The sequence below is a fragment of the Agromyces sp. NPDC058484 genome (assembly GCF_042720415.1).
Lineage (GTDB): Bacteria > Actinomycetota > Actinomycetes > Actinomycetales > Microbacteriaceae > Agromyces.
The window spans coordinates 121,191-144,111 of record NZ_JBHXMP010000007.1 but is presented as its reverse complement, the minus strand read 5'-3'; the positions used below and the strand labels follow the sequence as shown (position 1 = coordinate 144,111).

Here is a 22,921-nt window from a genome sequence, read left to right as displayed (position 1 = left end):
GCTCTTTTTTTTTAATACCCCACGGGGTGCGCCCCCCACCCGCGCGCGTCGCGCCGGGCCGGGGGCCGCCCCCCGGGCGGTTCTGCGGTGTGGGCGGGTTGGCCCCGCCCGGCCCCCCCCCACACTCACCGATCTGAGTCCGTCTGATCACACGCCCCGGTCGGCGCGCGAGTGCAGGCTCCCGACCGACTTGGCGAGTGCGACGCGTGCCCGGTCCACCGCTGCCGCAGTCTCGATCCGGCCAGCGCCGCGAAGCACATCGGAGAGCGCGAACAGCTCAGACTCGAGCGGCGCCGTCATCAGGTGGTCTGCCATACCCGACAGAATGCGCAGGACCACATCCTCGCTCCGCGACTGGAGCTCAGGCGGCAGGCGGTCGAAGAGCACGGCGATGGCGCGAACCACGTCGACGAAGGCCGGCACCTGAAGCGATTCCGTCGATACGACGGCCATCAGTTCCAGGGCGTTCAGCACCTCGTTCGGCGCGGTGTCGTGGTAGACGACCGGCAGTACTCGCTCGTCGTCGGCGGCGTCGGAGTCGGCGTCGGCGCCCTCGTCCGCCCAGCGGGCGAGCAGGTCCCGAAGGGCTGCGATCGACTGTTTTCCCGGTGCGGGGTTCTGCTTGGAGGTGGAGATCGTCGTCCAGCCGATGTCCACGAGCTGCTGCACGCCGTACCCCGGATCGCGGTCGAGGTCTCGGATGCTGCCGACGGTCAGGGCGCGGCGAACCGTGCGCTCGACGTCGTCGGCGCTTCGGCCTGATCCGGGCCACACCTGGGCGACGACGTCTCCGTAGGAGATGGAGGTGCCCATCGACGGGTACAGGACCACCTCACCGATCTCGCCACCGCCTCCTCGCCCGTCTCGTGCGGCCCCTGCTGCCTGCGCCAGCACGTCGAGGTCGACTCCGGTGAGCAGTCCGCTCTCGGTGGCCGTGACCGAAACCGGGGCACCGCCCTCCGTACGGGCAGATCTGCGTGTGCGGCTCGTGATCTCGCGCCGCTGCACGAGGCGGGCTCGAAGGGTGCGGTCATGGATCATCTCGACGATGTTGGCGGGCCGGATCTGGTTCACCGTCAGGTAGATGAGCAGGATCAGTCCGTACAGCACCCCGAAGCTGAGCAGCAGGGCGATCGTGCCGCCGATGACAGGGTTGTATCCGGGGTGCGCCGTAGACAGCACGATGAGGCAGTAGATCGCGAGGCCGAGGAAGGAGCCGAAGAACAGCTGGTTCAGCCGGCGCCGCAGGAACTGGTCGACGACCTGGCTGGTCATCGAGGCCGCCGCCTGCTGCACCGCGAGCAGCAGCACCGAGAACGTGATCGATGTCAGGGTGATGAGGCTGGCGGCGAGCGTGGCGAGCAGGCTGCCGGTCGCATCCGCGCTGCCGAAGACCAACTTCGTCATGGTCTCGCGGAAGGCGCCGAGCCCTCCGATGTCGGCTTTGTCCAGGATGAAGGACACCACCGCGAGAACGATGAAGCCCACGATGACGAGCGTGGGGAGCAGGAGGAACTCCGCGAACGATCGCTGCACCGAGCGGAGCAGGCCCTGCTGCCGCTCGGCGCGGCTGCCCTGTGCTTCGCGTTCCTTCATGAACACCGTTATACCGGCAGCACGACAATCGGCGCCTGCGCGATTACGCTGGACGCGGTGCCGACCACGACGAATCCCCCGCCCGCCCGCTCATGGCGCCTGTGGTCGGTGTGGGGAGTCGGCGTCGCGGCCTATGTGTTGTCGGTCACGAACCGCACGTCCCTGTCGGCCGTCGGCGTCGACGCGGCGGTGCGGTTCGACGCGGATGCCTCGACGCTGTCGATGTTCGCCGTCATCCAGCTGGCCGTGTACGGCGCGATGCAGATCCCCGTCGGCGTGCTGCTCGACCGGTTCGGCGCACGGCCGATCATCACCGCCGGCATGCTCCTGATGGCGGTGGGCCAGCTCGTGATGGCGTTCGCGCCCGATGTCGGCACGGCGATCCTCGCGCGCATGCTCCTCGGCGCGGGCGACGCGGCGATCTTCCCGAGCGTGCTGCGCGTGGTCGCCGTGTGGTTCCCCGAGCGGCAGGCGCCGTTCATGGTCCAGCTCACGGGCCTCGTCGGCCAGGCCGGGCAGATCCTCGCGATCCTGCCGATCGCGGCGCTGCTGCACGCGACGAGCTGGACCGTCGCCTTCGGCAGTCTCGCCGGCCTCGGCGTGCTGTTCACCGTGCTCACCTTCGCGGTCATCCGCAACCACCCACCCGATCGTGATGCGGATGTCTCGGTCGACACCGAGACCGGCGCGATGCACGCGGTGACGTCTCAGGCCGACTTCCGGGTGAGCTTCCGGAAGTCGTGGGGGCACCCCGGAACCCGACTGGCATTCTGGTCGCATTTCGCGACGCCGTTCTCGGGCACCGCGTTCATCCTGCTCTGGGGCTTCCCGTTCCTCACCGTCGGCATGGGGCTCACCCCCGCGATGGCGTCGCTCATCTTCACGGTCTACGTGGTGTGCGCGATGGCCGCTGGCCCGATCATCGGCGCGATCTCGAGCCGGCATCCGACGCGTCGCTCACGGATGCTGGTGCTGCCGATCATCGCGGTGCAGGCGGCGGCCTGGCTCGTCGTCATCGCCTGGCCGGGACCGTCGCCGCTGTGGCTGCTCTTCGCGCTCGCGATCGCCCTCAGCACGGGCGGGCCGGCGTCGATGATCGGCTTCGACCATGCCCGCACCTTCAACCCGAAGCACCGTCTCAGCACCGCGTCCGGCATCGTGAACGTGGGCGGCTTCCTCGCGGCACTCCTCGCGATCCTCTTCATCGGCATCGCGATGGACGCGCAGGGCGCCGGCACGCCCGAGACGTACAGCCTCGATGCGTTCCGCGTCGCATTCCTCACGCAGGCGCCGCTGTGGGCGATCGGTGCCGCATTCATCGTGTGGGAGCGCAGGCGCACGCGCGTGCACCTCGGACTCGACGAGCCCCGCTCGCGGCGTCGCGACCGGAACCGGCCCTGACCTCGGCCGGACGGGCCTCGACGAGCGCCACGTCGCGCTTCAGTCGTCGAGGAGTCCGCGCAGGTCGTCGGCGGTGAGCGTCTCGGCCGCACGCGGGCCGGCGGCATCCGACCCCTCGTCGAGGAGCGACGCGACCAGCTCGCCCTTGCGCTGCTTCAGCGCCATGACCTTCTCCTCGATCGTGTCCGCGGCGACGAGCCGGTAGACCATCACCTGCTTCGCCTGCCCGATGCGGTGCGCGCGGTCGACGGCCTGCGCCTCGCTCGCGGGGTTCCACCACGGGTCGAGCAGGAACACGTAGTCGGCCTCGGTGAGGTTCAGGCCGAATCCCCCGGCCTTCAGGCTGATCAGGAAGACGGATGCCTCGCCGCTGCGGAACCGCGCGATCTCAGCGTCGCGGCGGCGCACCGGTGTCGACCCGTCGAGGTACGCAGAGGGCACGCCCGCGGCATCCAACCGCGCCGCCGCCCGCCCGAGGAACGAGGTGAACTGGCTGAACACGAGCGCCCGATGGCCTTCGGCGAGCACGTCGTCGAGCTGCTCGAACAGCGCGTCGAGCTTCGCCGACGGGTAACCGGCATAGCGGGAATCGTCGATGAGCGTCGCGTCGAGCGCGAGCATGCGCAGCAGGGTGAGCGAGCGGTACACGATGAAGCGGCTGCGGTCGAGGTCGAGGAGCCCCAGCAGCTTCTGCCGTTCGCGCTGCAGCACCGTGTCGTAGAGGCGCCGATGTCGCGGGTGCAGCTCGACGTGCAGCACCTGCTCCTGCTTGGGAGGCAGCTCGGCGGCCACGACCTCCTTCGTGCGGCGCAGCATGAGCGGGCGGATGCGCCGACGCAACCGCGCGAGCCGCTCGGCGTCGCCGTCGTTCTCGATCGGTCGCCGATACCGCTCGTCGAACGCCCGCCTCGACGGGAACAGCCCCGGCGCCACGATGGCGAGCAGCGCCCACAGCTCGCTCAGGTTGTTCTCCACGGGGGTGCCCGTGACCGCGAGGCGGAACGGCGCACGGATGTCGCGTGCCGCCTGATGCACCTTCGTCGCCGCGTTCTTCACGAACTGGGCCTCGTCGAGCACGAGCCCGCCCCACTCGATTGCGGCGAAGGCAGCGGCCTCGAGGCGGAGCACCGCGTACGTGGTGACGACGAGGTCGGCGCCGGCTGCGGCATCCGCGATGCTGCGCCTGCGCTTCGCCTCGGTCTCGGTGACGGATGCCACGCGGAGCCCGGGCGTGAACCGGGTGGCCTCGCTCACCCAGTTCGACGCGACCGACGTCGGCGCGACGACGAGGAATGCTGCCCCCGGCGGTCGAGTTGCGACGGCGTGCGCGATGAGCGCGAGCGTCTGCGCGGTCTTGCCGAGTCCCATGTCGTCGGCGAGGATGCCGCCGAGCATATGCCGCCACAGGAATGCGAGCCAGCGGAACCCCGACAGTTGGTACGGCCTGAGCGGCAGCGCGAGTCCGGCGGGGGGCGGCACCTCCTCGACGGCGCCGTGCTCGAGCCCCGCGATCGTCGCACGCCACGCGAGCGCGGGCTCGGCGACATCCGCGAGGTCCTCGAAGTCGGCCCAGAGGCTCGTCTGGCTGCGGTGGATGCGCAGGCCCCCGTTCATTGCAGAGGCACTGCCCCATTCGGCGAGCGTTCCGGCCTCCTCGATGAGGTCGCGCAGCGGCGCGAACACCGGCTGGCTCAAGGAGAGGTAGCTCTTGTCGACGAGCAGCAGTCGCTTGTGCCCCGTGGCGAGCGCCTTGAACAGCGGCATGAACGGCACCGTCTTGCCGCCGACGGTGATGATGACGCCGAGGTCGAACCAGTCGCGTTGCTGCGACTCGACGGTGGTGACGGTGAGCACTGGCGGCTCGGTGGCTTCGCGGAAGTCGGGCCGCTCACCACGGATGGAGATGCGGAACGCGCCGCCCTCGGCGAGACGCTCGAGTCGCGGCATCCGCTCGGCCGTGAACTGGGCGGCGTCGATGCCGCGCAGGATCACGGCGCCCAGCGGCACCCACCCGAGCTCGTCGGCCACGCGGGCGAGCAGGTCGTCGTCGAGATCGGGGTCGGCGGCGGCGGTGCCTGCAGCGGCGGGGGCGACGGATGCCTCGACCGCGCTCGTGCGCCCATCGGCGTGTGCCCAGTGCCATGCGAGGCGCAGCACGTCGCCGGGCTCGAATCGCGCCTCGAGCACGAGCGTGGCGGGCGGGGCCGGTGGCGGCGTGAAGCTCTCGTCGCGACTCGTGATGACGAGCGAGCGGGCGAGCCCCGGGTAATGCATCCGGGTGAACTCGGTCAGCTCGCCGGCCGGCACCCGCACGATGGCGGGCTGCTGGAGCAGCGCGCGCTCGGCGGCCGTGAGCGGCGACGCGAGGGGCGCGAGCTCGATCACCGCCGTGTCGAAGTCGAAGCGGTAGACGCCGTGACCGGCGATCGGACGCACGTGTTCGGCCGGTCTGTCGAAGGCTGACCGGGCGGTGGCGGGTGCGCCGGCTCGGTCGGGCGCGATGAACGCGACGATGGGCGAGAGCGCGAGCCCGCCATCGGCGTCGACGCTCGCGTCGAGCGCGACCTGCGCGGCTCCGCGCACCACCACTTCGGGCGCGGCATCCGACCCGACAAGTGCGATGCCGAGCCGCCCTGCCTCGGCGAGCAGCGCCCAGAGCAAGGGACTCTCGAACTCGTCGAGCGTGATCCACTCCGAGCCATATGCACTGTAGACCCCGGGCGACGAGCCCTTCAGCAGCGCGAACTGCGCGAACCAGCGCGACTGCGCGGAGTCGAAGCCGCCGGCGCTCGCCTGGTAGCCGATGTTCTGCCAGGTGAGACCGCCCTTGATCCACGTGCCGCGGGCGCCGGTGGTGACGGGTCGCACGGCCAGCCGGTCGACGGATGCCACGCGGCGAGCCGGTTCGTCGCGCGGCCCCTGCCACTCGCCCGGTCGCCGTTCGACGCGATGCCGCAGCTCGAACTGCAGGGCGAGCGGACGCGTCGGCGCGGCATCCGGCGCGGCATCCGTCGCCTGCTCGATGTGCGGCTCGAGCGACGCGAGCGCGCTTCGCCAATCGCCCGCGTGGTGCGCGGCCGCCTGTCGCGCACCCGTGGGCGGCAGGCGGTCGACGGGCATGCACTCATGCTCGCACGCACGGACGACACCGGCGCCCGCGCGTGGTCGAAGGGAATGGGGGATCTCCCTGAGCCACTCGGCGCGGCACGGGCGTAGCCTGTGAGCATTCCCGTCGTGGCGAGGGGGGAAGACCGTGGCTGAGATGGACGTGCTCCGGCTGGTCCTGAGCGATCTCGCGGAGATCCGACAAGACCTTCGCGCGGCGATGGGCGCGCGATATCCCGAGTTCGAGCGTCGGCTCAGGGTGCTGATCGGCGAGCTCGAGCGCGACCCGACGCGGTTCCCACCGCGGGAGGTTCGTGCCCTCATCGACGAGTACCTCACTCGCGAGGTCGCCCAGCCCATCATCGGGCGCACGCTCACCCTGGCCGGAGATGCGGGCGCTCGCGGCCCGGCCCCCGAGCTGCCGCCGCCCCCCGAGGCCGCCCTGTCGAAGTGGGACTTCCCGGCAGAGGCGGCGCCACCCCCGCCTTCCCGCGGACGCGGCTGGAACCTCCCCGACCTGTTCTCCCGCCGGTCGCGTCGCCGCGACCGCATCCGCCTCGAGATCCCCGAAGGCCCGGGCGTCGAGATGGCGCCGGCGAAGACCACATACGTGACCGTGCCGGTCTGGTACGCGACCGACCGCAGGCATCTGCCCTGGGAAGCGCCACGGCGTCGTTACGGCGCCGACATGAGCATCGTCGATGACCGCACCGTGATGAACTACGGCACGGTCGACGTGAGCATCCCGAAGACCCACGAGATCGGCCGGCTCGAGTCGCCGAAGTGGTATCTGCTCGAGTGGCGGGCCGATCCCGAGTGGCACATCGTGGTGCAGGGCGTGACCGAACTCGACGAGCAGGCGTGGCTCAGCAGCATCCGGAACCGCGTCGCCGGCCCGGTCGACGACGGCGATCTGCCGGCCACCGACACGAGCCGCGACATCCTGATCTTCATCCACGGGTACCGCACGAGCTGGGCGGAATCGGTCCGGCGGGCGGCGCAGTTCGCATACGACCTGAACTTCCAGGGCCTGCCGATGCTGTACTCGTGGCCGTCGCGCGGCGACCTGCTCTCGTACACCGCCGACGAGAGCGCCTCGGCGTGGAGCGCACCGCACTTCACGGCGGTGCTGAAGCGCGTGCTCGCCGAGGGCGGCGCCCGTCGCGTGCACCTCGTCGCCCACAGCATGGGCAACCGCGTGAGCACCGAGGCGCTCAAGGTGCTCGCGCTCGAGAAGCCCGACTACCCCACGCCCGTGCGCGAGGTCGTCTTCGCAGCGCCCGACATCGACCGGCACACGTTCCAGGAGTTCGTGACGGCGTTCAACGCGGCGGTCGCCGACTTCGAAGCCCCGCGGATGCCGCGGCTCACGCTCTACGCGTGCGGCGTCGACTCGGCGCTCGACCTCTCCCGGCGCGTGCACAGACTGAACCGGGCGGGCGACAGCCGCAGGGGCATCGTCGTGGCGCTGCCGATGGACACGATCGAGGTCGCGCGGCGGGTGATCCGCAGGGAGAGCCGCGACTCGATCGGGCACTCGTATTTCTGCTCGAACAGCGTGGTGATCGCCGATCTCGTCGGCGTCGTGCTCGACGGGCGCACGCCGACCGAACGCGTCGGCCTCACGCCGAGGACGACCCGCGGTGGCCCGTACTGGCGGCTCGTGGGTGCCGGCGCCGGTCGCGGCATCCGCTGAACTGGCTCTTGACCTCCCTCGAAGCACGGGTGAAGGATGAGCAGCGTTCACTGTCGAACGAAGGGGACTCGATGATCCGTCAGCTCGCCACCGCAACCGCAGCAGCATTGGTTCTCACCGCAGTCATCGCCACGCCGAGCGTGGCGATACCCGATCCACCGCCTGGAGAGAGCGACCAGCTCGCCGTCTACACGGGCACCGTCGACGCTGAGGGGCTGGCCGCGATCGTGGACCTCGGCGTCGACCGGCGCGAGATCGTCACGGCGCCGAGCGCGGATGCACCCGGTCAGCTCGAGGTGCAGGTGATCATCTCGGGCGACCAGGCTGAACAGCTGGCCGCGAGCGGCGCCGAGCTCGAGCAGAAGGCGCCGAGTGCGCAGCGACGCTCGCTGCAGGCCGAGGAGGGCGTGTTCCGCCCGTACAGCGGTGACGGCGGACTGCTCGAGGAGCTCACGGCACAGGCCGCGGCGCATCCCGGCATCGCCGAGCTGCGAGTGGTCGGCCAGACGACGAACGGCAAGGACATCGCCGCGGTGCGCGTGACCCGGAACGTCGACAAGGCGAAGGACGGCAAGCGTCCGACCACGGTGTACATGGGTGCGCAGCACGCTCGCGAGTGGATCACGCCCGAGATGGTGCGGCGCCTGCTCGACCACTACCTGACCTCGTACGGAACCGACGAGCGCATCACCGACATCATCGACACCACCGAGCTCTGGTTCATCCCGGTCATGAACCCCGACGGCTACGACTTCACGTTCGAGGAGGGTCGACGGCTCTGGCGCAAGAACCTGCGCGACAACAACGGCGACGGCGTCATCACCACCGGCGACGGCGTCGACCTGAACCGCAACTCCGCCACACACTGGGGATATGACAACGAGGGCTCGTCGCCGAACCCGGCGAGTGAGACCTACCGTGGTCCGTCGCCGGCTTCCGAGCCCGAGATCCAGGCGCTCGACGGGCTCTTCGCCGACCTCACGCCGCAGTTCTTCGTGAACTACCACTCGGCGGCCGAGCTGCTGCTCTACGGCGTCGGCTGGCAGGTGGCGACCCCGTCGCCCGACGACGTGATCTACGAGGCGATGGCCGGCGACGACGCGAACCCTGCAGTGCCGGGCTACGACCCCGACATCGCTGCGGAGCTCTACACGACCAACGGCGACATCGACACGCACATGCAGGAGGCGTACGGCACGCTCGGCTTCACGCCCGAGATGACGACCTGCGAAGTTGCATCCGACTCGAACCCCGACGACGAATGGTTCGCCGAGGACTGCCAGAGCGGGTTCAACTTCCCCGACGACGAGGCGTTGATCCAGGCCGAGTTCGAGAAGAACATCCCCTTCGCGCTCGCCGTGGCGGAGTCGGCGCTCGACCCCGACGACCCCGTCTCGGTCGTCGGCCGGGACACGGCGGACTTCGTCGTCGACCCCTTCACGGTGTCGTACGGAGACCCGCAGCCGGTGGCCGTCGTCGCGAAGCGGAGCCTGATCGCGAAGTTCATGAGCTACCGCATCAACGACGGCCGCACGAGGATCTCGGTCGTCAAGGAGTGGAAGGGCGGTGAACGCTACGGCGGAGAGAACGACGACTACTACGCCGAATACCGCGGCACCGTTCGCGGGGCGAAACCGGGTGACTCCGTCGAGGTGTGGTTCTCGGCGTTCCCGTCGCCGCGCGACATCCTGAAGGGCGAGAAGCTCCGCAAGATCGAGAGCGAGCACTTCACGTACGAGCTGGCACAGGACACCGGCAACTCGGTGCTCGTGGTCGCGAACGAGGACTACACGGGCGTGAACCCGGAGGAGGTGCCGCGAGGCGACGGCCCCAAGTACGTCGACGAGCACGTCGCGGCCCTCGAGGCGAACGGCGTGACCCCGGATGTCTGGGACGTCGACGCGCAGGGCGTGCCCCACCCGCTGGGGGTGCTCTCGCACTTCGATTCGGCGCTGTGGTACCTCGGTGACAACCGGCTGACGCAGGATCCCGAGGACTTCCTCACCGACACCTACCTGTTCGGCCCGCTCGAGGACCTCTCCGTCGCGGAGCGACAGCAGTACCTCACCCTCGCGATGCGCGACTGGCTCAACGAGGGCGGAAAGCTCGCGTACGCCGGCGAGACCACGGGGTACCACGGGGCGCTCGCTGGAGCGCTCGGCGGCATCTACTACGGGCTCGACGGGGCGCCGGAGGAGGACTGCGTGGTCACGCAGGACTTCTTCTCCGACTGCCTGCTGCTCGCCGACGACTTCACGCAATACTGGCTCGGCGCGTATGACCGCACGCCGGTCGGGGCCGGCGGCGTGGTCGGCACGGACGACCCGCTCACCGGAATCGAGGCACTCTTCGGCGGCCCGGCCGCGGAGGACAACCCGATCGACGAGGCCGGCGAGTTCACCGTGACCAGCGATGTGCTGCCGGTCGGCGAGTTCCCGCAGTTCGAGAGCTGGGCGGCCGCCGAGTACCAGAACCCGTCGGGGCCCTTCATCCCGATAGAAGGCGACTGGGCGGCGTTCGCCGCGCACATCGACGACGGATACCAGCGGCTCGGCCGCACATTCACCGTTCCCGAGCTCGGCGCGGGCGAAACAGCGACGTTCGATGCCCAGTTCTCGGTGAGCACCGAGGTCGGCTACGACCACGTCATCGTCGAGGCGCGCCCGGTCGGCACCGAAGACTGGACCACGCTTCCCGAGCTGGGCGGTGCCACCACGTCGGACGTGCCGGCGGAGTGCGAGGGTGATTTCTACGTCGGCGAACACCCGCAGCTCGAGCACTACCTCACGGTGCAGCCCGGTGGGCAGCCGTGCCTGCCCACCGGCACGACCGGTGAATGGAACTCGTTCACCGGATCGTCCGACGGTTGGATCCCGGTGTCGTTCGACCTGAGCGGATACGCCGGCGAGCAGGTCGAGATCGTCTTCAGCTACGTCACGGACCCGTTCACGGGCGAGACCGGGCTGATGGTCGACGACACCAAGTTGGTGGTCGCCGGAACCGAGACCCAGGCCGAGGGCTTCGAGACCGGGCTCGGCGCCTGGCAGGTGCTCGGCGCGCCGGCGACGAGCCCCGGCAACACGGGCGACTGGGAGCGCATCACCGTCGAGGGGCCGTTCCACGGCGTCATCGCCACGCCCGACACGCTGATGTTCGGCTTCGGGCTCGAGCAGCTCGCGACCGACGAGCAGCGGGCGGAGGTGGTCGGCCGGATGCTCGCCCACTTCGCCGGGTAGCGGCTGAGCGGATGCCGCGTCGCGGGGTTGCCCGCGGCGCGGCATCCGTGTGTCAGCGGAACGGCACGCCCACCTGCCGCGTTCGAGTCGTCAGCGGATGCCGCGGGCGAACAGCAGCAGCGGCGTGCGCCGGGCGTAGTCCCGGTACTCGTCGCCGAACGCGTCGATCAGGCGGTGCTGCTCGACGTAAGCCTTCACGATGAGCACCGCGGTGAGCAGCCCCCAGATCACGATGAGCTCGATGCGAGCCCGCCACAGCACCCAACCCGCCGTTGCGATGGCGAGGCCGAGGTAGATCGGGTTGCGGGTGAAGCGGTAGATGCCGTTCGTGCGGAGCGGCGCTCCCGCCTTCGGTGCGACCCACGGCACGAGGTCGCGGCCGAGCACGACCGCTCCCGCGACAGCGAACGCTCCACCGACGAGCACGAACAGTATCGCGACCACCGTGACCCACGTCGCGCTCCAGAGCGGCCCGCCGGGCATCAACAGCAACGCGAGCAGCACGAACTGTGCCCACACGAGCCAGTTCGCGCGATCGTTCATCGTTGCTCACCCCTCGTGACCATCCTGCTCCTGCTCAACGGTGGGTGGTGTGCTCTCCACGTTCGGATTCCCGGTGAGTGCCGCCCGGTTCGCCTTGTACTTCGGCTTGCCGATGACCCGCCAGATCAGGCGCACCGGAGCCGGCAGGTGCTGGCGCTGCCAGGCGTCGCCGCCGTCGGGCTGCGCCGCGAGGATCGCGCCGAGTTGCTGGAACAGCTTGCCCTTCGGCGTCGCCCTGCGTCCGTGCTCCGAGAGGGCGTCGACCTCCTTCTGCGTGATCACCGTCTCCATGACCGGCACGATGTGCTGTTCCTCGTCGGGCAGGTGCTCGGCGAGCGCGACGTTGACGCCCTCGAGCGCGGCGAGCACGCCCGCGGCATCCGTCGACCGACCGCTCGTGCGCCACGCCGGCAGCGCTGCATCGAGTTCGTGCAGGTGCACGAGCATCTCGGCGTGCTGCGCCCTCATGCGCTCGACGTGCACGGCGCACGAGGGCGCGCGGGTCTCGAGCGGGCTCCAGAGCATCGTGTCCTCGCCCTCGTGATGTCCGTGCAGGCCGACCGAGAGCATGTCGAGGTGGTCGCCGACGACGTCGGCGTGCGCGGCATCGCCCTCGGCGACCCCGGTCACGAGCGTCGGACCCTCGTTGAACCCGGCACGGAACATCCGGTGGATCTCGGCCATGCCGCTTGCGTCGCAGGTCTTCGGGGCGCCGGATTCGTCTCCGATGGAAGGAAGGGCGGTCGCGGGCATGTGGGCTCCCGATCTCGTTCTGGGGGTGAGGCAGCGCGGTCGCTCGCGACACTACGACGCAACGGATGCCGCGACAAGGCCCCGCGGTCGCGACCCGGACGGGCTATCGTTCGTGCATGACCGATGCGAACTCAGCTGCTGCTCCCGTGCCGGAGGCCACCCGCTCGCAGATCCTCAACGCCGAGGTGGCGAAGTACGCCAAGCGCGGCTGGACCGTTGAGACGGCCGCGGCCGGCCAGGCCGTGCTGTCGAAGAACAAGCGGATCGGGTGGTTCTGGAACCTCATCCTCGTGATCCTCACCGGCGGACTCTGGTTGATCTACGTCGTCTATCGCGCATTGAACCGCAAGAAGCTCACGGCGATCATCACCGTCGACGAGTACGGGCGCGTTCGCACCGCGGGCTGACGACCACGCGACATCCTCTCGATGCTGGTGCCGCAGCCCACGCACGGTGCACCATAGGGGAACGCGCGGACCACCGCGTCGCGAGAATTCCGGTGCTCGACAGGAGGGGCGTATGACGGATGCCGCGGCCACCCATGTCGCGACGGCCACGCACCGAACCGGGCGCATCGTGAACCTGGTGTCGCTCACGGTGATCGTGGTGGTCGGTCTGCTCTTCGTCGTTGCGGACGAGGAGTCAGTGCTTCAGCTCTCGGCACTCGCGATCTGGTGCCTGCTGTCGACGGTCTACTTGATCGCGTGGCTCGTCATTCTCGGGCGTCTGGCGCGCACTGCCTGGCATACGTCGCCCACGCTGATCGCGACGCGGCCGCCGAGCCGGCTGGCTTCGATGATCATCACCATCGTCTCGAGCCTGATCGGCGTCTCGGCGGCGAGCGAGCTGCTTGTGCTGCGCGAAGATCCCGACCTCGGCAGCCTCATCGACTTCCTCGGTGTGTGGGCGATGCTCCTCGCGTGGGGATTCCTGCACTGGGGCTTCGCGCAGATCTACTATCGGTTGTACCACGTGGGGCGCAGACGCGGACGTGCTGCGAACGTCCGCGTTGCGGTTCCGGATGGCGCGGCCGATGGCGCAGCGGATGGCAGCGCGGAAGGCACCGGCGGCCCGAACGAGGATCCCGTGCTGCGCTTCCCGAAGACGCCGAACCCGGGTCTGCTCGACTTCGTGTACGTGGCCTACCAGATCGGCACCAGCTTCACGCCGAACGACGTGGAGACGTCCTCCCGCATCCGATGGACCGTGACCTGGCACTCCGTGATCAGCTACTTCTTCAACGGCTTCATCATCGTGCTCGCGCTGAACACGATCATGTCGGGCGGCAATTGAGCGGATGCCGCACGGTGGCCACAGCCCTAACGCGGGCCGTCGGGGCCGTACGAGCGGCTGACGGTGGCGACCCGGACCTGATAGTCCTCGTACCAGGCCGCGCGACCGCGTGCCTGGGCGATCACGTGCTCGGTCACCTGTTTCCACGCTGCCGCCGAAGAGTCGTCTGCCCAATACGAGACCGTGATCCCCAGGCCTTCGCGCGCAGACTCGACCCCGAGGAATCCCGGCTGCTGCGAGGCCAGGTCGACCATCCGCCGGGACATCACGCCGTAGCCGTTGTCGCCACCGGTGCGAAGGGACGTGAAGATGACGGCCGTATAGGGCGGTTCGGGCGTCTGCGCGATTGACATGATCACATCCTGGCATTCCCAAGAGTCTGGAACCTGCAGCCTGTTCTGTGAAGCTTCCGGCGGAGCAATGGACGCCATACCGTGGGTTGATGGCTACCTTCACGATCGACTTCTTCAGCAGTCTGGACGGAAACGGCTCGGCCACAGGCTGGCCCGGCTATTGGGGCAAGGAGGGCCCGGAGCTCCTCGAGGATCGGGTGCATACCTTCGCGCAGGATCAGGTGCTGGTCTTCGGCGCCACGACGTTCAGGGAATTCAGGAAGTTCGTCGTCGAGTACGACGAGCCCTACTATGACAGCCTGAACACGTTGCCGAAACTCGTGTTCTCGAGCACACTCGAAGAGCCGCTCGGGTGGCAGAACTCGACGCTCGTCAACGAGGATGCGGTGACGGCCGTCGAGAGGCTGAAGCGCGAAACCGACGTGCCCATGCGCTCGCACGGCAGTATTTCACTGAATCGCGCCCTCCTCGCCGCCGGTCTCGTCGACCGACTCGAGATCATGGTCTTCCCAGCCATCACGGGAAGGGCGGGCTACGCCGCCCTGTTTCGCGACGGGCCCGAGTTCGACCTCGAGCTTGTCGAATCGACCGTGCTCGACGGTCGCACACAGAAGCTCGTGTACATCCCGCACGTACACAAGAGCGTCCCCGAGGGCGTCGGACCGAAACGGCGCGGCGAATAGCCTGCAGCGCGAGCGCATCCCTCAACGAGCGGATGCCGCGGCATCGTGCCGCGGCATCCGCTCGAGTCATGGCTCGGTGAGCTCGTCGAGGATCGCTGGTGGGGCGATGTCCAGACCCGCCGACGGGGTGGTGCCGCCGGATCCGCCTCGGGGATGCGGCTCGTGACCGCCTCGCCCTGTGTACAGTCATTTGTAACAACGATCTGCAATCAGAGCAATATGACGCAGATCGACTAGTCATATTGCAACATTTAACCAAGTACTTCCGACGGCGAGGATTCAAAATGGCCACACTCGACGACACCGACCGGCGCATTCTCGTCGAACTCGACGACGACCCGCGCCTGCCGACGGTGATCATCGCCCAGCGACTCGGGCTCGCCCGCGCCACCGTGCAGAGCCGGCTCGACAAGCTCGCCGCATCGGGGCTGCTCCGCGCGAACAGCAGCCGGGTCAGGCCCGACGCCCTGGGCCGCGGCATCTCGGCGTCGGTGCGCGCCGAACTCGACCAGCACCAGATCCAGGGCGCGATCGAAGCCCTCAAGCTCATCCCCGAGGTGCTCGAGTGCTTCGCCCCGGCCGGCGACGACGACCTGCTGCTGCGCGTCGTCGCCCGAACGCCCGACGACCTCTACCGGGTGAGCGAGGAGATCAGGCTCTGCCCCGGCATCGTGCGCACCTCGACGAGCCTGTTCCTGCGCGAGGTCATCCCCTACCGCATGTCGGCGCTGCTCGACGCGCCGCCCGAGTGACCCAGCATCCCCACCACGTCGAGCTCCCGCAGCCGAACGGGATCGGCGAGCACGTCGATCGCCGCGATCAACCCGTCGACCACGGTGAACGCCATCACCGAGCCCGCCTCGCCGTGCGGCGCGACGACCACGCCGGCCGCGCCGTTCACGAGCACCGGATGCACCCACGGCGCGAGTTGCGCGTAGGTGACCGCCTGCCCGGCAACTGTCGCCGCCCCGCGCAGCAGCTTCGTGAGCGACGGGCGCCCCGCGCCCCCGTCGGCGCGGAGCACCACGTCGGGGTGCAGCACGGCCACGAGCGCGTCGAAGTCGCCGCCGCGGGATGCCGCGAAGAACGCGTCGACCGCTCGCCGCTGCCGTGCGGGGTCGCGATCGGGGGCGGGCGCCTGCGCCACCCGCCGGCGAGCACGACTGGCGAGCTGCCGCGCCGCCGCCGGCGAGCACGGCACGATCGCGGCGATGTCGTCGAACGGCACCGCGAACGAGTCGTGCAGCACGAACGCGAGCCGCTCGTCGGGCGTGAGCGTGTCGAGCACCACCAGCATCGCGAGCCCGACCGAGTCGGCGATGAGGGCCTGCCGCTCGGGATCGGCCGCGGCGCTCGCGCCGGAGGCATCCGCTCGACTCAGTACGGGGTCGGGAACGTGCGTGCCGAGCGCCTGCTCCCTGCGCGTCGCGCGCGATCGCAGCAGGTTGAGGCACACGCGTGCGACGATCGTGGTGAACCACCCGCCGAGGTTCTCGACCTCGCTCGAGTCGGCCGCGCTCGCGCGCAGCCAGGCGTCTTGCACCGCGTCATCCGCATCGCTGAGCGAGCCGAGCATGCGGTACGCGACCGACCGCAGCTGCGGCCGCTGCGCCTGGAATCGCTCTGCCAACTCCTCGATCTCACCCATGCGTCCCCTTCCTGCACCCTCGCGTCAGAGCAGTGAACCACATGGCACCGACACCGGGGGCTCGACGCGGCCCCTCCGCGCGGTGATGATCGAGACGTCGTAGCTTGTTCCAGAGGCGTTTCGAGCCCGTGTCGATTCGAGCCGTTCTCGTTCGACGTTCTTGATGAGGGCGACACCAGGGCGCCCACGGCGCCCACGGCGCCCACGACGAAAGGATCGACCGATGACCCAGTACTTCCTCACCGTGCCCCACGACTCCGCGACCGAGCCGACCATGGCGTCGATGCAGGAGTTCGACCCCGCCGAGCTGGCGGCCGTGCTGGCCGCGGTCGACGAGTTCAACACCGCCCTCAAGGAGTCGGGCGCGTTCATGTTCGCCGGAGGCCTGAACCCGCCGTCGACCGCGAAGACCGTCGACGCCTCGTCTGGCGAGACCCGCGTGCTCGACGAGCCGTTCGTCGAGGCGCCGTCGTACGTGGGCGGCTTCTGGGTGATCGAGGCGGCCGACGAGGCCGCGGCCGTCGAATGGGCGACCAGGGCGTCGGCCGCGCTGCAGGGCCGCATCGAGGTGCGTGCACTGCAGGAGCCGCCGGCGAGCTGAGCAGGCGGATGCCGCCGGATGGATCCGTCACACTTCTTCGCGCCCGCGTGTCAATGCAGTGAACCGGTCGCCACCGACACGGTTCGCGCCCGTCGTCCGGCGGGTCGCATCGTCCACCGAAGGAGCGAACAGATGAACGAGACCACCCCGGCCCCCGGCCGGACCCCCACCCCGATCGTCGTGACCGGCGGCACCGGCACGCTCGGACGCCTCGTCGTCAAACGGCTGCTCGCCGCCGGAGTCCCGGTGCGCGTGCTCAGCCGCAGCATCCCGGATGCCGCGGCGCGCCGGCCCGGCGTCGAGTACGTCGCGGCCGACCTCGAGCAGGGCGACGGTATCGGTGCGGCGGTCGCCGGTGTCGACACCGTCGTGCACCTGGCGGGCAGCGGCACGGGCGACGAGCTGAAGGCGCGAAACCTCGTGCACGCGGCATCCGCTGCGCAGGTGAAGCACCTCGTGTACATCTCGGTCGTCGGCGCCGACCGCATCCCGGTGGTCACGAAGACCGACCGCAACATGTTCGGCTACTTCGAGCAGAAGCGCGCCGCCGAGCTCGTGGTCGCCGAGTCGGGCATTCCGCACACGACGCTGCGCGCCACCCAGTTCGACGAGCTCGTGTGGCTCGTCGCGGGCGTGATGGCGAAGCTGCCGGTGATCCCGCTGCCGCGCGGCCTGCGCGCACAACCGGTCGCCGCGGCCGATGTCGCCGATCACCTCGTGCCGCTCGCGCTCGGTGCGCCGGCAGGCCTGGTTCCGGATGTCGCGGGCCCCCGTGTGTACGACGCCGCCGAACTGCTGCGCGGCTACCTCCGTGCGGTGGGCAAGCGCCGCCCGATCGTCCGGATCGGTCTGCCGGGTCGTGCCGCGAAGGCGATGCTCGGCGGCGCGAACCTCTCGCCCGAGCGAGCCGTGGGCACGCGCACGTGGGAGGAGGTCGTGGCGGAGCAGGTCGGGCAGCGCGCTGTGGAGGACGGTGACGCTGAGCTTCCCGGAATCGGGCGCCGCGGCGGCGGCCGCTCGCGCACCACAGGGCGGCCTGTGAAGGCCGGTCGGTGAGCGGCTGCCTGGGTGCGCCTGCGACCGTCGACCACGGCAAGCGACCCGGCGCCGGGTACCATCGCGGCATGCGCATCCGCTTCACCGCCGAGATCTACGAGTGGTCGGCGCGGCGCAACTGGTTCTTCGTCGACGTTCCGCCCGAGCCGAGCGCCGACATCGCCGACCAGCCGCGGATGCCGCGTGGCTTCGACTCGGTGCGCGTGACCGCGACCGTCGGCGGCACCACGTGGAACACCTCGATCTTCCCCTCGGCCGACACCTACGCGCTGCCGCTCAAGCGCGCCGTGCTGAAGGCCGAGGGCATCGGGCTCGGCGACGCGATCGAGGTCGAGCTCGACGTGCACGACGGGTGACTCACCTGGCCCGCCGGATCGGGAGGACCGTCTCAGGTGCCTCAGGACCTTGGAGGAAGTCCGCGATGATCCCGGCCACGAGCCGAGGGTGCTCGATCACGACAAGATGCGACGCGCCGGGCAGCACGCAGAGCCGACCGGCCGGGAGCGCTTCATACAGCGCGACCGTGTGGTCGAGGCGCACGAGGTCGTCGTCACCGGCGAGCACCAGCGTCGGATGCCGCAGCGCAGCGACATCCTCGGTGGTCAGCGTCGGCTCCGTGGTCGCCATCGCCATGAACTTCTCGGCCACGACGGGAAAGTGGTCGGCGCCGTCGGGTGAGCGCTTCGCGTAGCCCTCGAGCAGCGGCGAGGGCATGTCGCCGTCGCCCGGGCCGAGCTCGTGGATGCCGTCGAAGTGGAAGTTGACGCCGATGAGCACCAGCCGGTCGACGAGGTCGGGCCGACGAAGCGCCACGAGCATCGCCACGATTCCGCCATCGCTCCACCCCACGAGATGAATCGCGGATGCCGCACCGAGGCGCTCGAGCACCGCGATGGCGTGCGTGGCCATGTCGTCGTAGTGGAACGGCTCATCGGTATCGGCGGTGTAGCCGTGGCCGCGGCGATCGAACGCGATGACACGGAAGCGCTCCTCGAGGTCTGGGCCGATCGAGTCGAGCAGGTCGTCGCTGTTTCCGAGGCCGCCGTGCAGGAGCACGATGGTTCGCTCGCCGCTTCCGCGCGTCTCGGTCCAGGTGTTGACACCGTCGATGTCGATGCGCGCCATCACGCGGCCTCCTCGCTCGCCGGAAGGATCCGGAACGGATGCCGCAATCGTTGCGCCGCGGCATCCGCCCGTCAAGTCAACCCCCGTGCGGCACGCGGCGATCGTGCGTAGCCTGGGCGATCGTGCGTAGCCTGCCGGGATCGAACCGAGCAGGACACCCAGGAAGGAGCGACCCATGACCGACTCGAACCTGCCCGACGACGTGGCTTCGGTTCCCCACGACGCAGAGCGGACGGATGCCGCGGAGCAGGCCGACGACGCATCCGACGCGCCCGCTCAGTCCGGTCGTGACAAGCCCGGTGCTCCCGGGAACGCAGAACCCATGACCGACTCCACGGACGGTGGCCTCGAGGGTGGCGAGCCGGGCGTCGAGGAGTAGCGTTCCCGGTTCGCATCGCATCCCGAGCCCTCGCCGCACGTGCGGCAGGTCGCTACGCTGAACGTGGAAACCAGACCGGAGGGGGTGGTGAGTTCCATGTCCGCGACGAAGCAGTGGAGCATCACCGTCGACATCGACGAACAAGACGGCACCACGCTGGCGAGCGTCAGCCTGCGCACGCCCGCGGGCCAGGATGTGACCGGCGTCGGCCAGGCGCAGCGCAACCCGCTCGACCCGAGCGTGCCCGAGATCGGCGACGAGCTCGCCGTGTCGCGCGCATTGCGCAACCTCGCCGAGCGGCTGCTGCACACGACGGAGAAGGACATCAGCGGCGCCACCGGGGAGCCGGCGCACCTGCATCGGTAGAACCGAGGGCCCCCGGATACAGCGCGTCGAGGAGCCCGAGCGCGAGGTCCCCGAGCACCGCCTCGAGCTCGTTGCGCAGCGCCTCCTCGCCGTCGCCGCGCCGCGCCCAGATCGCCGCGAGCCGATCCTGCTCGGCGACCACGGCGTCGACGACCAGCGGACGCCAGTGCGGCGCGTACTCGCCCTGCCGCCAGGCGCCGCGACCGCGGCCGTAGTGCGCGACGGCGAGGTAGCGCAGCAGCGCGGAGGTCACGAGCCCGTCGAGGAACGCCCCCTCCCAGCGCAGGCTCGACTCGCTCCGGCCGCGCACCACGTTGACGCCGCGCGCGATGCCCGCGCCGCCGAGTGCACCGATGATGGCGCCGGCGACCATGCCGGCGCCGAACGTGAGCCCGCCGGCGGCGAGGTCGGCGCCGAGGCCGGTGAGCGCGCCCGAGACCACACCCGACACCGCGGCGGTGCGGGTCTCGTCGAGCGGCGCGTCGATGTGGATGTCGCCCGCCACCCGCTCGAGCACCTCGTCGGCGGCGCGTCCCTCGAGCCGGTGGACCCTGATGAGCCGCTCCATGCCCTTCTGCTGGTCGGCCTGCAGGCGGGCGGACATCTGCTTCGCGGCATCCGCTCGGGCCTGCGTGCGTGCCGGATTCGGCAGGCCGAGGGAGCCGCCGAGCCGCTGCGCGAGCGGTTCCATCGGCAGGATGACGCGATCGGCGGCGGCATGCGCGATCGGCCCTGCGAGGGCGGATGACGCGGCGTCGAACTCGTCCATGCGCAGGTCGCGCCACGCCGCCGACAACCGGGCGAAGGCCGGCCGCGAGGCATCCGGCACCAGCGGTTCGATCGCCGCGAACAGCGTGAGCTCCTGCACCCAGCAGCGCGCGAACGCGTCGAGAGGGAGCACGTCGCGCACGTGGGCGGCGTCGCCGAGCGCGGCGCGCCACCGTGCGGCGTCGGCCTCCTCGGCGACCCTCTCGCGCGGCGGGCCGGTCTGGTTGAGCAGCACCAGCACGGGCTTGCCGATCCACTCGAGCACCTCGAGCTCGGGGGCGAGGTAGCCGGCGTCGGCGGGGGCCTCGGACGCGTTCACGAGGTAGAGCACCACGTCGGCCTGCTCGGCGACGTTGCGCACCGCGAGCTGACTGAGCCACAGCGCGCGGTCCTGGTAGCGGTCCCACACCTGCGACAGGAACCAGCCGATGGGGTTGCCGTCCTGCCGCAGCCGGCGCGCGAGCCGCACGCTGTCGCCGAAGCCCGGGGTGTCCCACAGCGTGAGCAGGTCGCCGTCGGGCGTCTGCACGAGCGGGAACGGCGTCGCCTCGGCGGTGACGTGCGGCGCGTCGCGCACCTCGCCGACGTCGCGCCCGAGCAGCGTGCGCGCGAGCGTGGTCTTGCCCGCGTTGGTGTGCGAGATGAGCGAGAGCGAGACGGCGCCGGCGTCGAGGCCCGGCACCGGCGGTCGAGTAACAGACGCAGCCGGCGTATCGAGACCCCACCCCCGCTCGCCTCGGTCGGATGCCGCGCGCTCGCTCATCTCCGCCGCCTCGCGTCGGGCGCTTCGTCGCTTCGGTGTGCGGATGCCGCGTCCACGAGTTGCGCCTCGGCCGCCCCCAGGTCGGGCTCGGCGAGGTCGACGAACACCGCCACGCCGCCGTGCGCTTCGACCAGCTCGCGCCACGCCGCGCGTCGCTCGTCACGCCGCTGCGCATCCTCGCCCCAGCGCGAGAGGAACGCGGATTCGTCGACGAGCACTGTTGTCGCCGCGCCGGACGCCGCGCCACGGCCGCCGCTCGCGCCCGCTCCGAGCTCCGTCAGAAACGCCCCATGCGCGTCATCCTCGGGGGTGGCCGTGAGACTGAACAACGCAAGACGGACCTCGGACGCGCCGCCCGCGGCATCCGTCGCGGGGCTCAACCAATCGTCGTCGCCCCACCCGACGGGCTCGTCGATCGTCGCGACGGCGTTGCCGTACGCCCGCGCGAGGATCGCCTCGAGCCCCGCCCGCGCCTCGGACGTGAGGGTGTAGCTGTACGGGATGACGCGCACCCTCGCCGGCTCGCCGACCCATCCCGCGACGAGGCGGCGGTAGTACGGTTCGTCGAGCGGCAGCTGCACGCGCTTCGCGCGGCGCTGCTCGACCAGCCCGGCGATGAGGGCGAGCACGAGCCGCGGCACGATGACGACGACGGCGACCGTGCCGGCCATGAGGTGCATCCAGGTGGCGGCGTTCTCGCTCGCGGGCGCGCGGATCGCCTCGATCGCGGCCACGTCGGGCACCAGGATGCCGGTGACCCACGAGCCCGGCGCGAGCGTCACCGCGAGCAGGTCGTGCACCTGCTCGGCGCCGAGGAACGTGCTCTCCCACGACGCGCGGTACTCGAACGCGAGCCCGCGCAGGTAGAGGCCGGCGATCACGCCGAGCGCGGTCGCCGCGGCGGCGAGGTGCAGCACTCGCGCGGCGCGCGCTCCGTAGAGCGGCGCGGCGACGCGCGCCCATTCGCGCGGAAGTGCGGCGAGCACGGTGCGCCGGGCGGCGGTCGCGGCATCCGCTTGCTCGCTGCGGAGCGGCGCACGCACCGACGCGACCCGGATGAGCAGGGCGCGCACCGGACCGGCCGCGTCGCGGCCGAGCACCAGCGGCCGCACGAGCAGCCAGACGTACACGACCAGGTTCCACGCGACGAGCGCGAACACGGGCGGCGCGAGCAGATTGATGCTCGACCCGCCGCCGATCCGGTCGATGACCACGCCGAACCCGAACGCGCCGAGCACGGTCACGACGCCCACCCACGGCCGCCACCGGATGCCGCGCACGGTGCGCGTCACGGCGGGTTGCCGCGTGCCGATGCGCTCGAGTACGAGCTGTGCGCGCCGCCCGAGGAATTCCCTCGCGCTCGCCCGCTCCCCCACGATGGCCGCGGCCGCTCGGCTGGCCCACTCGCGGTCGGCGTCCGACCACAGCACACGATCCCGGTCGGCTGTCTCGACGGCGCGCGCCGCGGTCACCTCGAGGGCGGCCGACTCGTCCATAGGCGCCACTCTATGCCGGGGTGGCACTCACGGGCCGTTGCGACGTCGCGTCGTCGCTTG

General features: G+C 70.4%; 21 protein-coding genes. 12 read left to right on the top strand and 9 right to left on the bottom strand.

From position 1 onward, the window contains the following. Positions 1 to 147 precede the first annotated feature (147 nt). The gene (locus ACFWN7_RS08045; protein ID WP_376938254.1) at positions 148 to 1,596 is read right to left on the bottom strand and encodes a DUF2254 family protein; all 1,449 of its coding nucleotides are present in this window, start codon (positions 1,594 to 1,596) and stop codon (positions 148 to 150) included. 48 nt (positions 1,597 to 1,644) lie between these two features. On the opposite strand from ACFWN7_RS08045, the gene ACFWN7_RS08040 reads away from it, so the two are divergent. Then, positions 1,645 to 2,997, top strand: coding sequence for a nitrate/nitrite transporter (locus tag ACFWN7_RS08040; protein ID WP_376938274.1), 1,353 nt, complete (start codon positions 1,645 to 1,647; stop codon positions 2,995 to 2,997). Between the two features lie 39 nt (positions 2,998 to 3,036). Here the strand turns inward: ACFWN7_RS08040 and ACFWN7_RS08035 are convergent, their stop codons facing one another. Continuing rightward, on the bottom strand, positions 3,037 to 6,117 hold the full coding sequence (locus tag ACFWN7_RS08035; protein WP_376938253.1) for a DEAD/DEAH box helicase: 3,081 nt from the start codon (positions 6,115 to 6,117) through the stop codon (positions 3,037 to 3,039). Positions 6,118 to 6,259: 142 nt separating this feature from the next. Between ACFWN7_RS08035 and ACFWN7_RS08030 the strand changes: the two genes are divergently transcribed. Both ACFWN7_RS08030 and ACFWN7_RS08025 read left to right on the top strand, forming a co-directional pair. Then, on the top strand, positions 6,260 to 7,798 hold the full coding sequence (locus tag ACFWN7_RS08030; RefSeq protein WP_376938273.1) for an alpha/beta hydrolase: 1,539 nt from the start codon (positions 6,260 to 6,262) through the stop codon (positions 7,796 to 7,798). 71 nt (positions 7,799 to 7,869) lie between these two features. Continuing rightward, the gene (locus ACFWN7_RS08025; RefSeq protein ID WP_376938252.1) at positions 7,870 to 11,034 is read left to right on the top strand and encodes a M14 family zinc carboxypeptidase; all 3,165 of its coding nucleotides are present in this window, start codon (positions 7,870 to 7,872) and stop codon (positions 11,032 to 11,034) included. 90 nt (positions 11,035 to 11,124) lie between these two features. Here the strand turns inward: ACFWN7_RS08025 and ACFWN7_RS08020 are convergent, their stop codons facing one another. Next, complete coding sequence (locus tag ACFWN7_RS08020; RefSeq protein WP_376938251.1) at positions 11,125 to 11,577, bottom strand: methyltransferase family protein; 453 nt, start codon at positions 11,575 to 11,577, stop codon at positions 11,125 to 11,127. Positions 11,578 to 11,583: 6 nt separating this feature from the next. Next, the gene (locus ACFWN7_RS08015) at positions 11,584 to 12,261 is read right to left on the bottom strand and encodes a hemerythrin domain-containing protein (protein ID WP_376938250.1); all 678 of its coding nucleotides are present in this window, start codon (positions 12,259 to 12,261) and stop codon (positions 11,584 to 11,586) included. A gap of 185 nt (positions 12,262 to 12,446) precedes the next feature. Between ACFWN7_RS08015 and ACFWN7_RS08010 the strand changes: the two genes are divergently transcribed. Both ACFWN7_RS08010 and ACFWN7_RS08005 read left to right on the top strand, forming a co-directional pair. Then, on the top strand, positions 12,447 to 12,737 hold the full coding sequence (locus ACFWN7_RS08010; RefSeq protein WP_376938249.1) for a hypothetical protein: 291 nt from the start codon (positions 12,447 to 12,449) through the stop codon (positions 12,735 to 12,737). 112 nt (positions 12,738 to 12,849) lie between these two features. Continuing rightward, entirely contained in the window at positions 12,850 to 13,623 is a 774-nt protein-coding gene (locus ACFWN7_RS08005; RefSeq protein WP_376938248.1) for a DUF1345 domain-containing protein, read from the top strand. A gap of 26 nt (positions 13,624 to 13,649) precedes the next feature. Here the strand turns inward: ACFWN7_RS08005 and ACFWN7_RS08000 are convergent, their stop codons facing one another. After that, entirely contained in the window at positions 13,650 to 13,976 is a 327-nt protein-coding gene (locus ACFWN7_RS08000) for an antibiotic biosynthesis monooxygenase family protein (RefSeq protein ID WP_376938247.1), read from the bottom strand. 89 nt (positions 13,977 to 14,065) lie between these two features. Here ACFWN7_RS08000 and ACFWN7_RS07995 point away from each other — a divergent pair, with 89 nt between their 5' ends. Both ACFWN7_RS07995 and ACFWN7_RS07990 read left to right on the top strand, forming a co-directional pair. Beyond that, entirely contained in the window at positions 14,066 to 14,659 is a 594-nt protein-coding gene (locus tag ACFWN7_RS07995; protein ID WP_376938246.1) for a dihydrofolate reductase family protein, read from the top strand. Between the two features lie 284 nt (positions 14,660 to 14,943). Then, a complete protein-coding gene (locus ACFWN7_RS07990; protein ID WP_376938245.1) occupies positions 14,944 to 15,411 on the top strand; it encodes an Lrp/AsnC family transcriptional regulator in 468 nt (155 codons plus the stop codon). On the opposite strand, the gene sigJ is transcribed toward ACFWN7_RS07990, so the two are convergent. Further along, complete coding sequence (gene sigJ, locus ACFWN7_RS07985) at positions 15,372 to 16,307, bottom strand: RNA polymerase sigma factor SigJ (RefSeq protein WP_376938244.1); 936 nt, start codon at positions 16,305 to 16,307, stop codon at positions 15,372 to 15,374. The two genes, ACFWN7_RS07990 and sigJ, sit on opposite strands and share 40 nt — an antisense overlap. Before the next feature lie 223 nt (positions 16,308 to 16,530). Here sigJ and ACFWN7_RS07980 point away from each other — a divergent pair, with 223 nt between their 5' ends. The 3 genes from ACFWN7_RS07980 (at position 16,531) to ACFWN7_RS07970 (ending at position 18,320) form a co-directional block, all read left to right on the top strand. After that, positions 16,531 to 16,908 (top strand): YciI family protein, encoded by a 378-nt coding sequence (locus tag ACFWN7_RS07980; RefSeq protein ID WP_376938243.1) that lies wholly within the window; start codon positions 16,531 to 16,533, stop codon positions 16,906 to 16,908. Positions 16,909 to 17,040: 132 nt separating this feature from the next. Continuing rightward, entirely contained in the window at positions 17,041 to 17,964 is a 924-nt protein-coding gene (locus ACFWN7_RS07975) for an SDR family oxidoreductase (protein WP_376938242.1), read from the top strand. Between the two features lie 68 nt (positions 17,965 to 18,032). Beyond that, positions 18,033 to 18,320 carry a DUF1905 domain-containing protein gene (locus ACFWN7_RS07970; protein WP_376938241.1) on the top strand — a complete coding sequence of 96 codons (288 nt, stop codon included), beginning with the start codon at positions 18,033 to 18,035 and terminating at the stop codon, positions 18,318 to 18,320. Between the two features lies 1 nt (position 18,321). Here ACFWN7_RS07970 and ACFWN7_RS07965 read toward each other — a convergent pair whose 3' ends face one another. After that, a complete protein-coding gene (locus tag ACFWN7_RS07965) occupies positions 18,322 to 19,089 on the bottom strand; it encodes an alpha/beta fold hydrolase (protein ID WP_376938240.1) in 768 nt (255 codons plus the stop codon). A gap of 175 nt (positions 19,090 to 19,264) precedes the next feature. Here ACFWN7_RS07965 and ACFWN7_RS07960 point away from each other — a divergent pair, with 175 nt between their 5' ends. Together ACFWN7_RS07960 and ACFWN7_RS07955 are read left to right on the top strand one after the other, a co-directional pair. Then, entirely contained in the window at positions 19,265 to 19,468 is a 204-nt protein-coding gene (locus ACFWN7_RS07960) for a hypothetical protein (RefSeq protein WP_376938238.1), read from the top strand. 96 nt (positions 19,469 to 19,564) lie between these two features. Next, positions 19,565 to 19,834, top strand: a complete 270-nt coding sequence (locus ACFWN7_RS07955; protein WP_376938237.1) for a DUF1876 domain-containing protein — start codon at positions 19,565 to 19,567, stop codon at positions 19,832 to 19,834. On the opposite strand, the gene ACFWN7_RS07950 is transcribed toward ACFWN7_RS07955, so the two are convergent. Both ACFWN7_RS07950 and ACFWN7_RS07945 read right to left on the bottom strand, forming a co-directional pair. Next, positions 19,794 to 21,365, bottom strand: a complete 1,572-nt coding sequence (locus ACFWN7_RS07950) for a DUF3482 domain-containing protein (protein WP_376938236.1) — start codon at positions 21,363 to 21,365, stop codon at positions 19,794 to 19,796. The two genes, ACFWN7_RS07955 and ACFWN7_RS07950, sit on opposite strands and share 41 nt — an antisense overlap. Further along, positions 21,362 to 22,861, bottom strand: a complete 1,500-nt coding sequence (locus tag ACFWN7_RS07945) for a DUF2868 domain-containing protein (protein ID WP_376938235.1) — start codon at positions 22,859 to 22,861, stop codon at positions 21,362 to 21,364. The genes ACFWN7_RS07950 and ACFWN7_RS07945 overlap by 4 nt, the downstream gene beginning before the upstream one ends. Between the last annotated feature and the right edge of the window lie 60 nt (positions 22,862 to 22,921).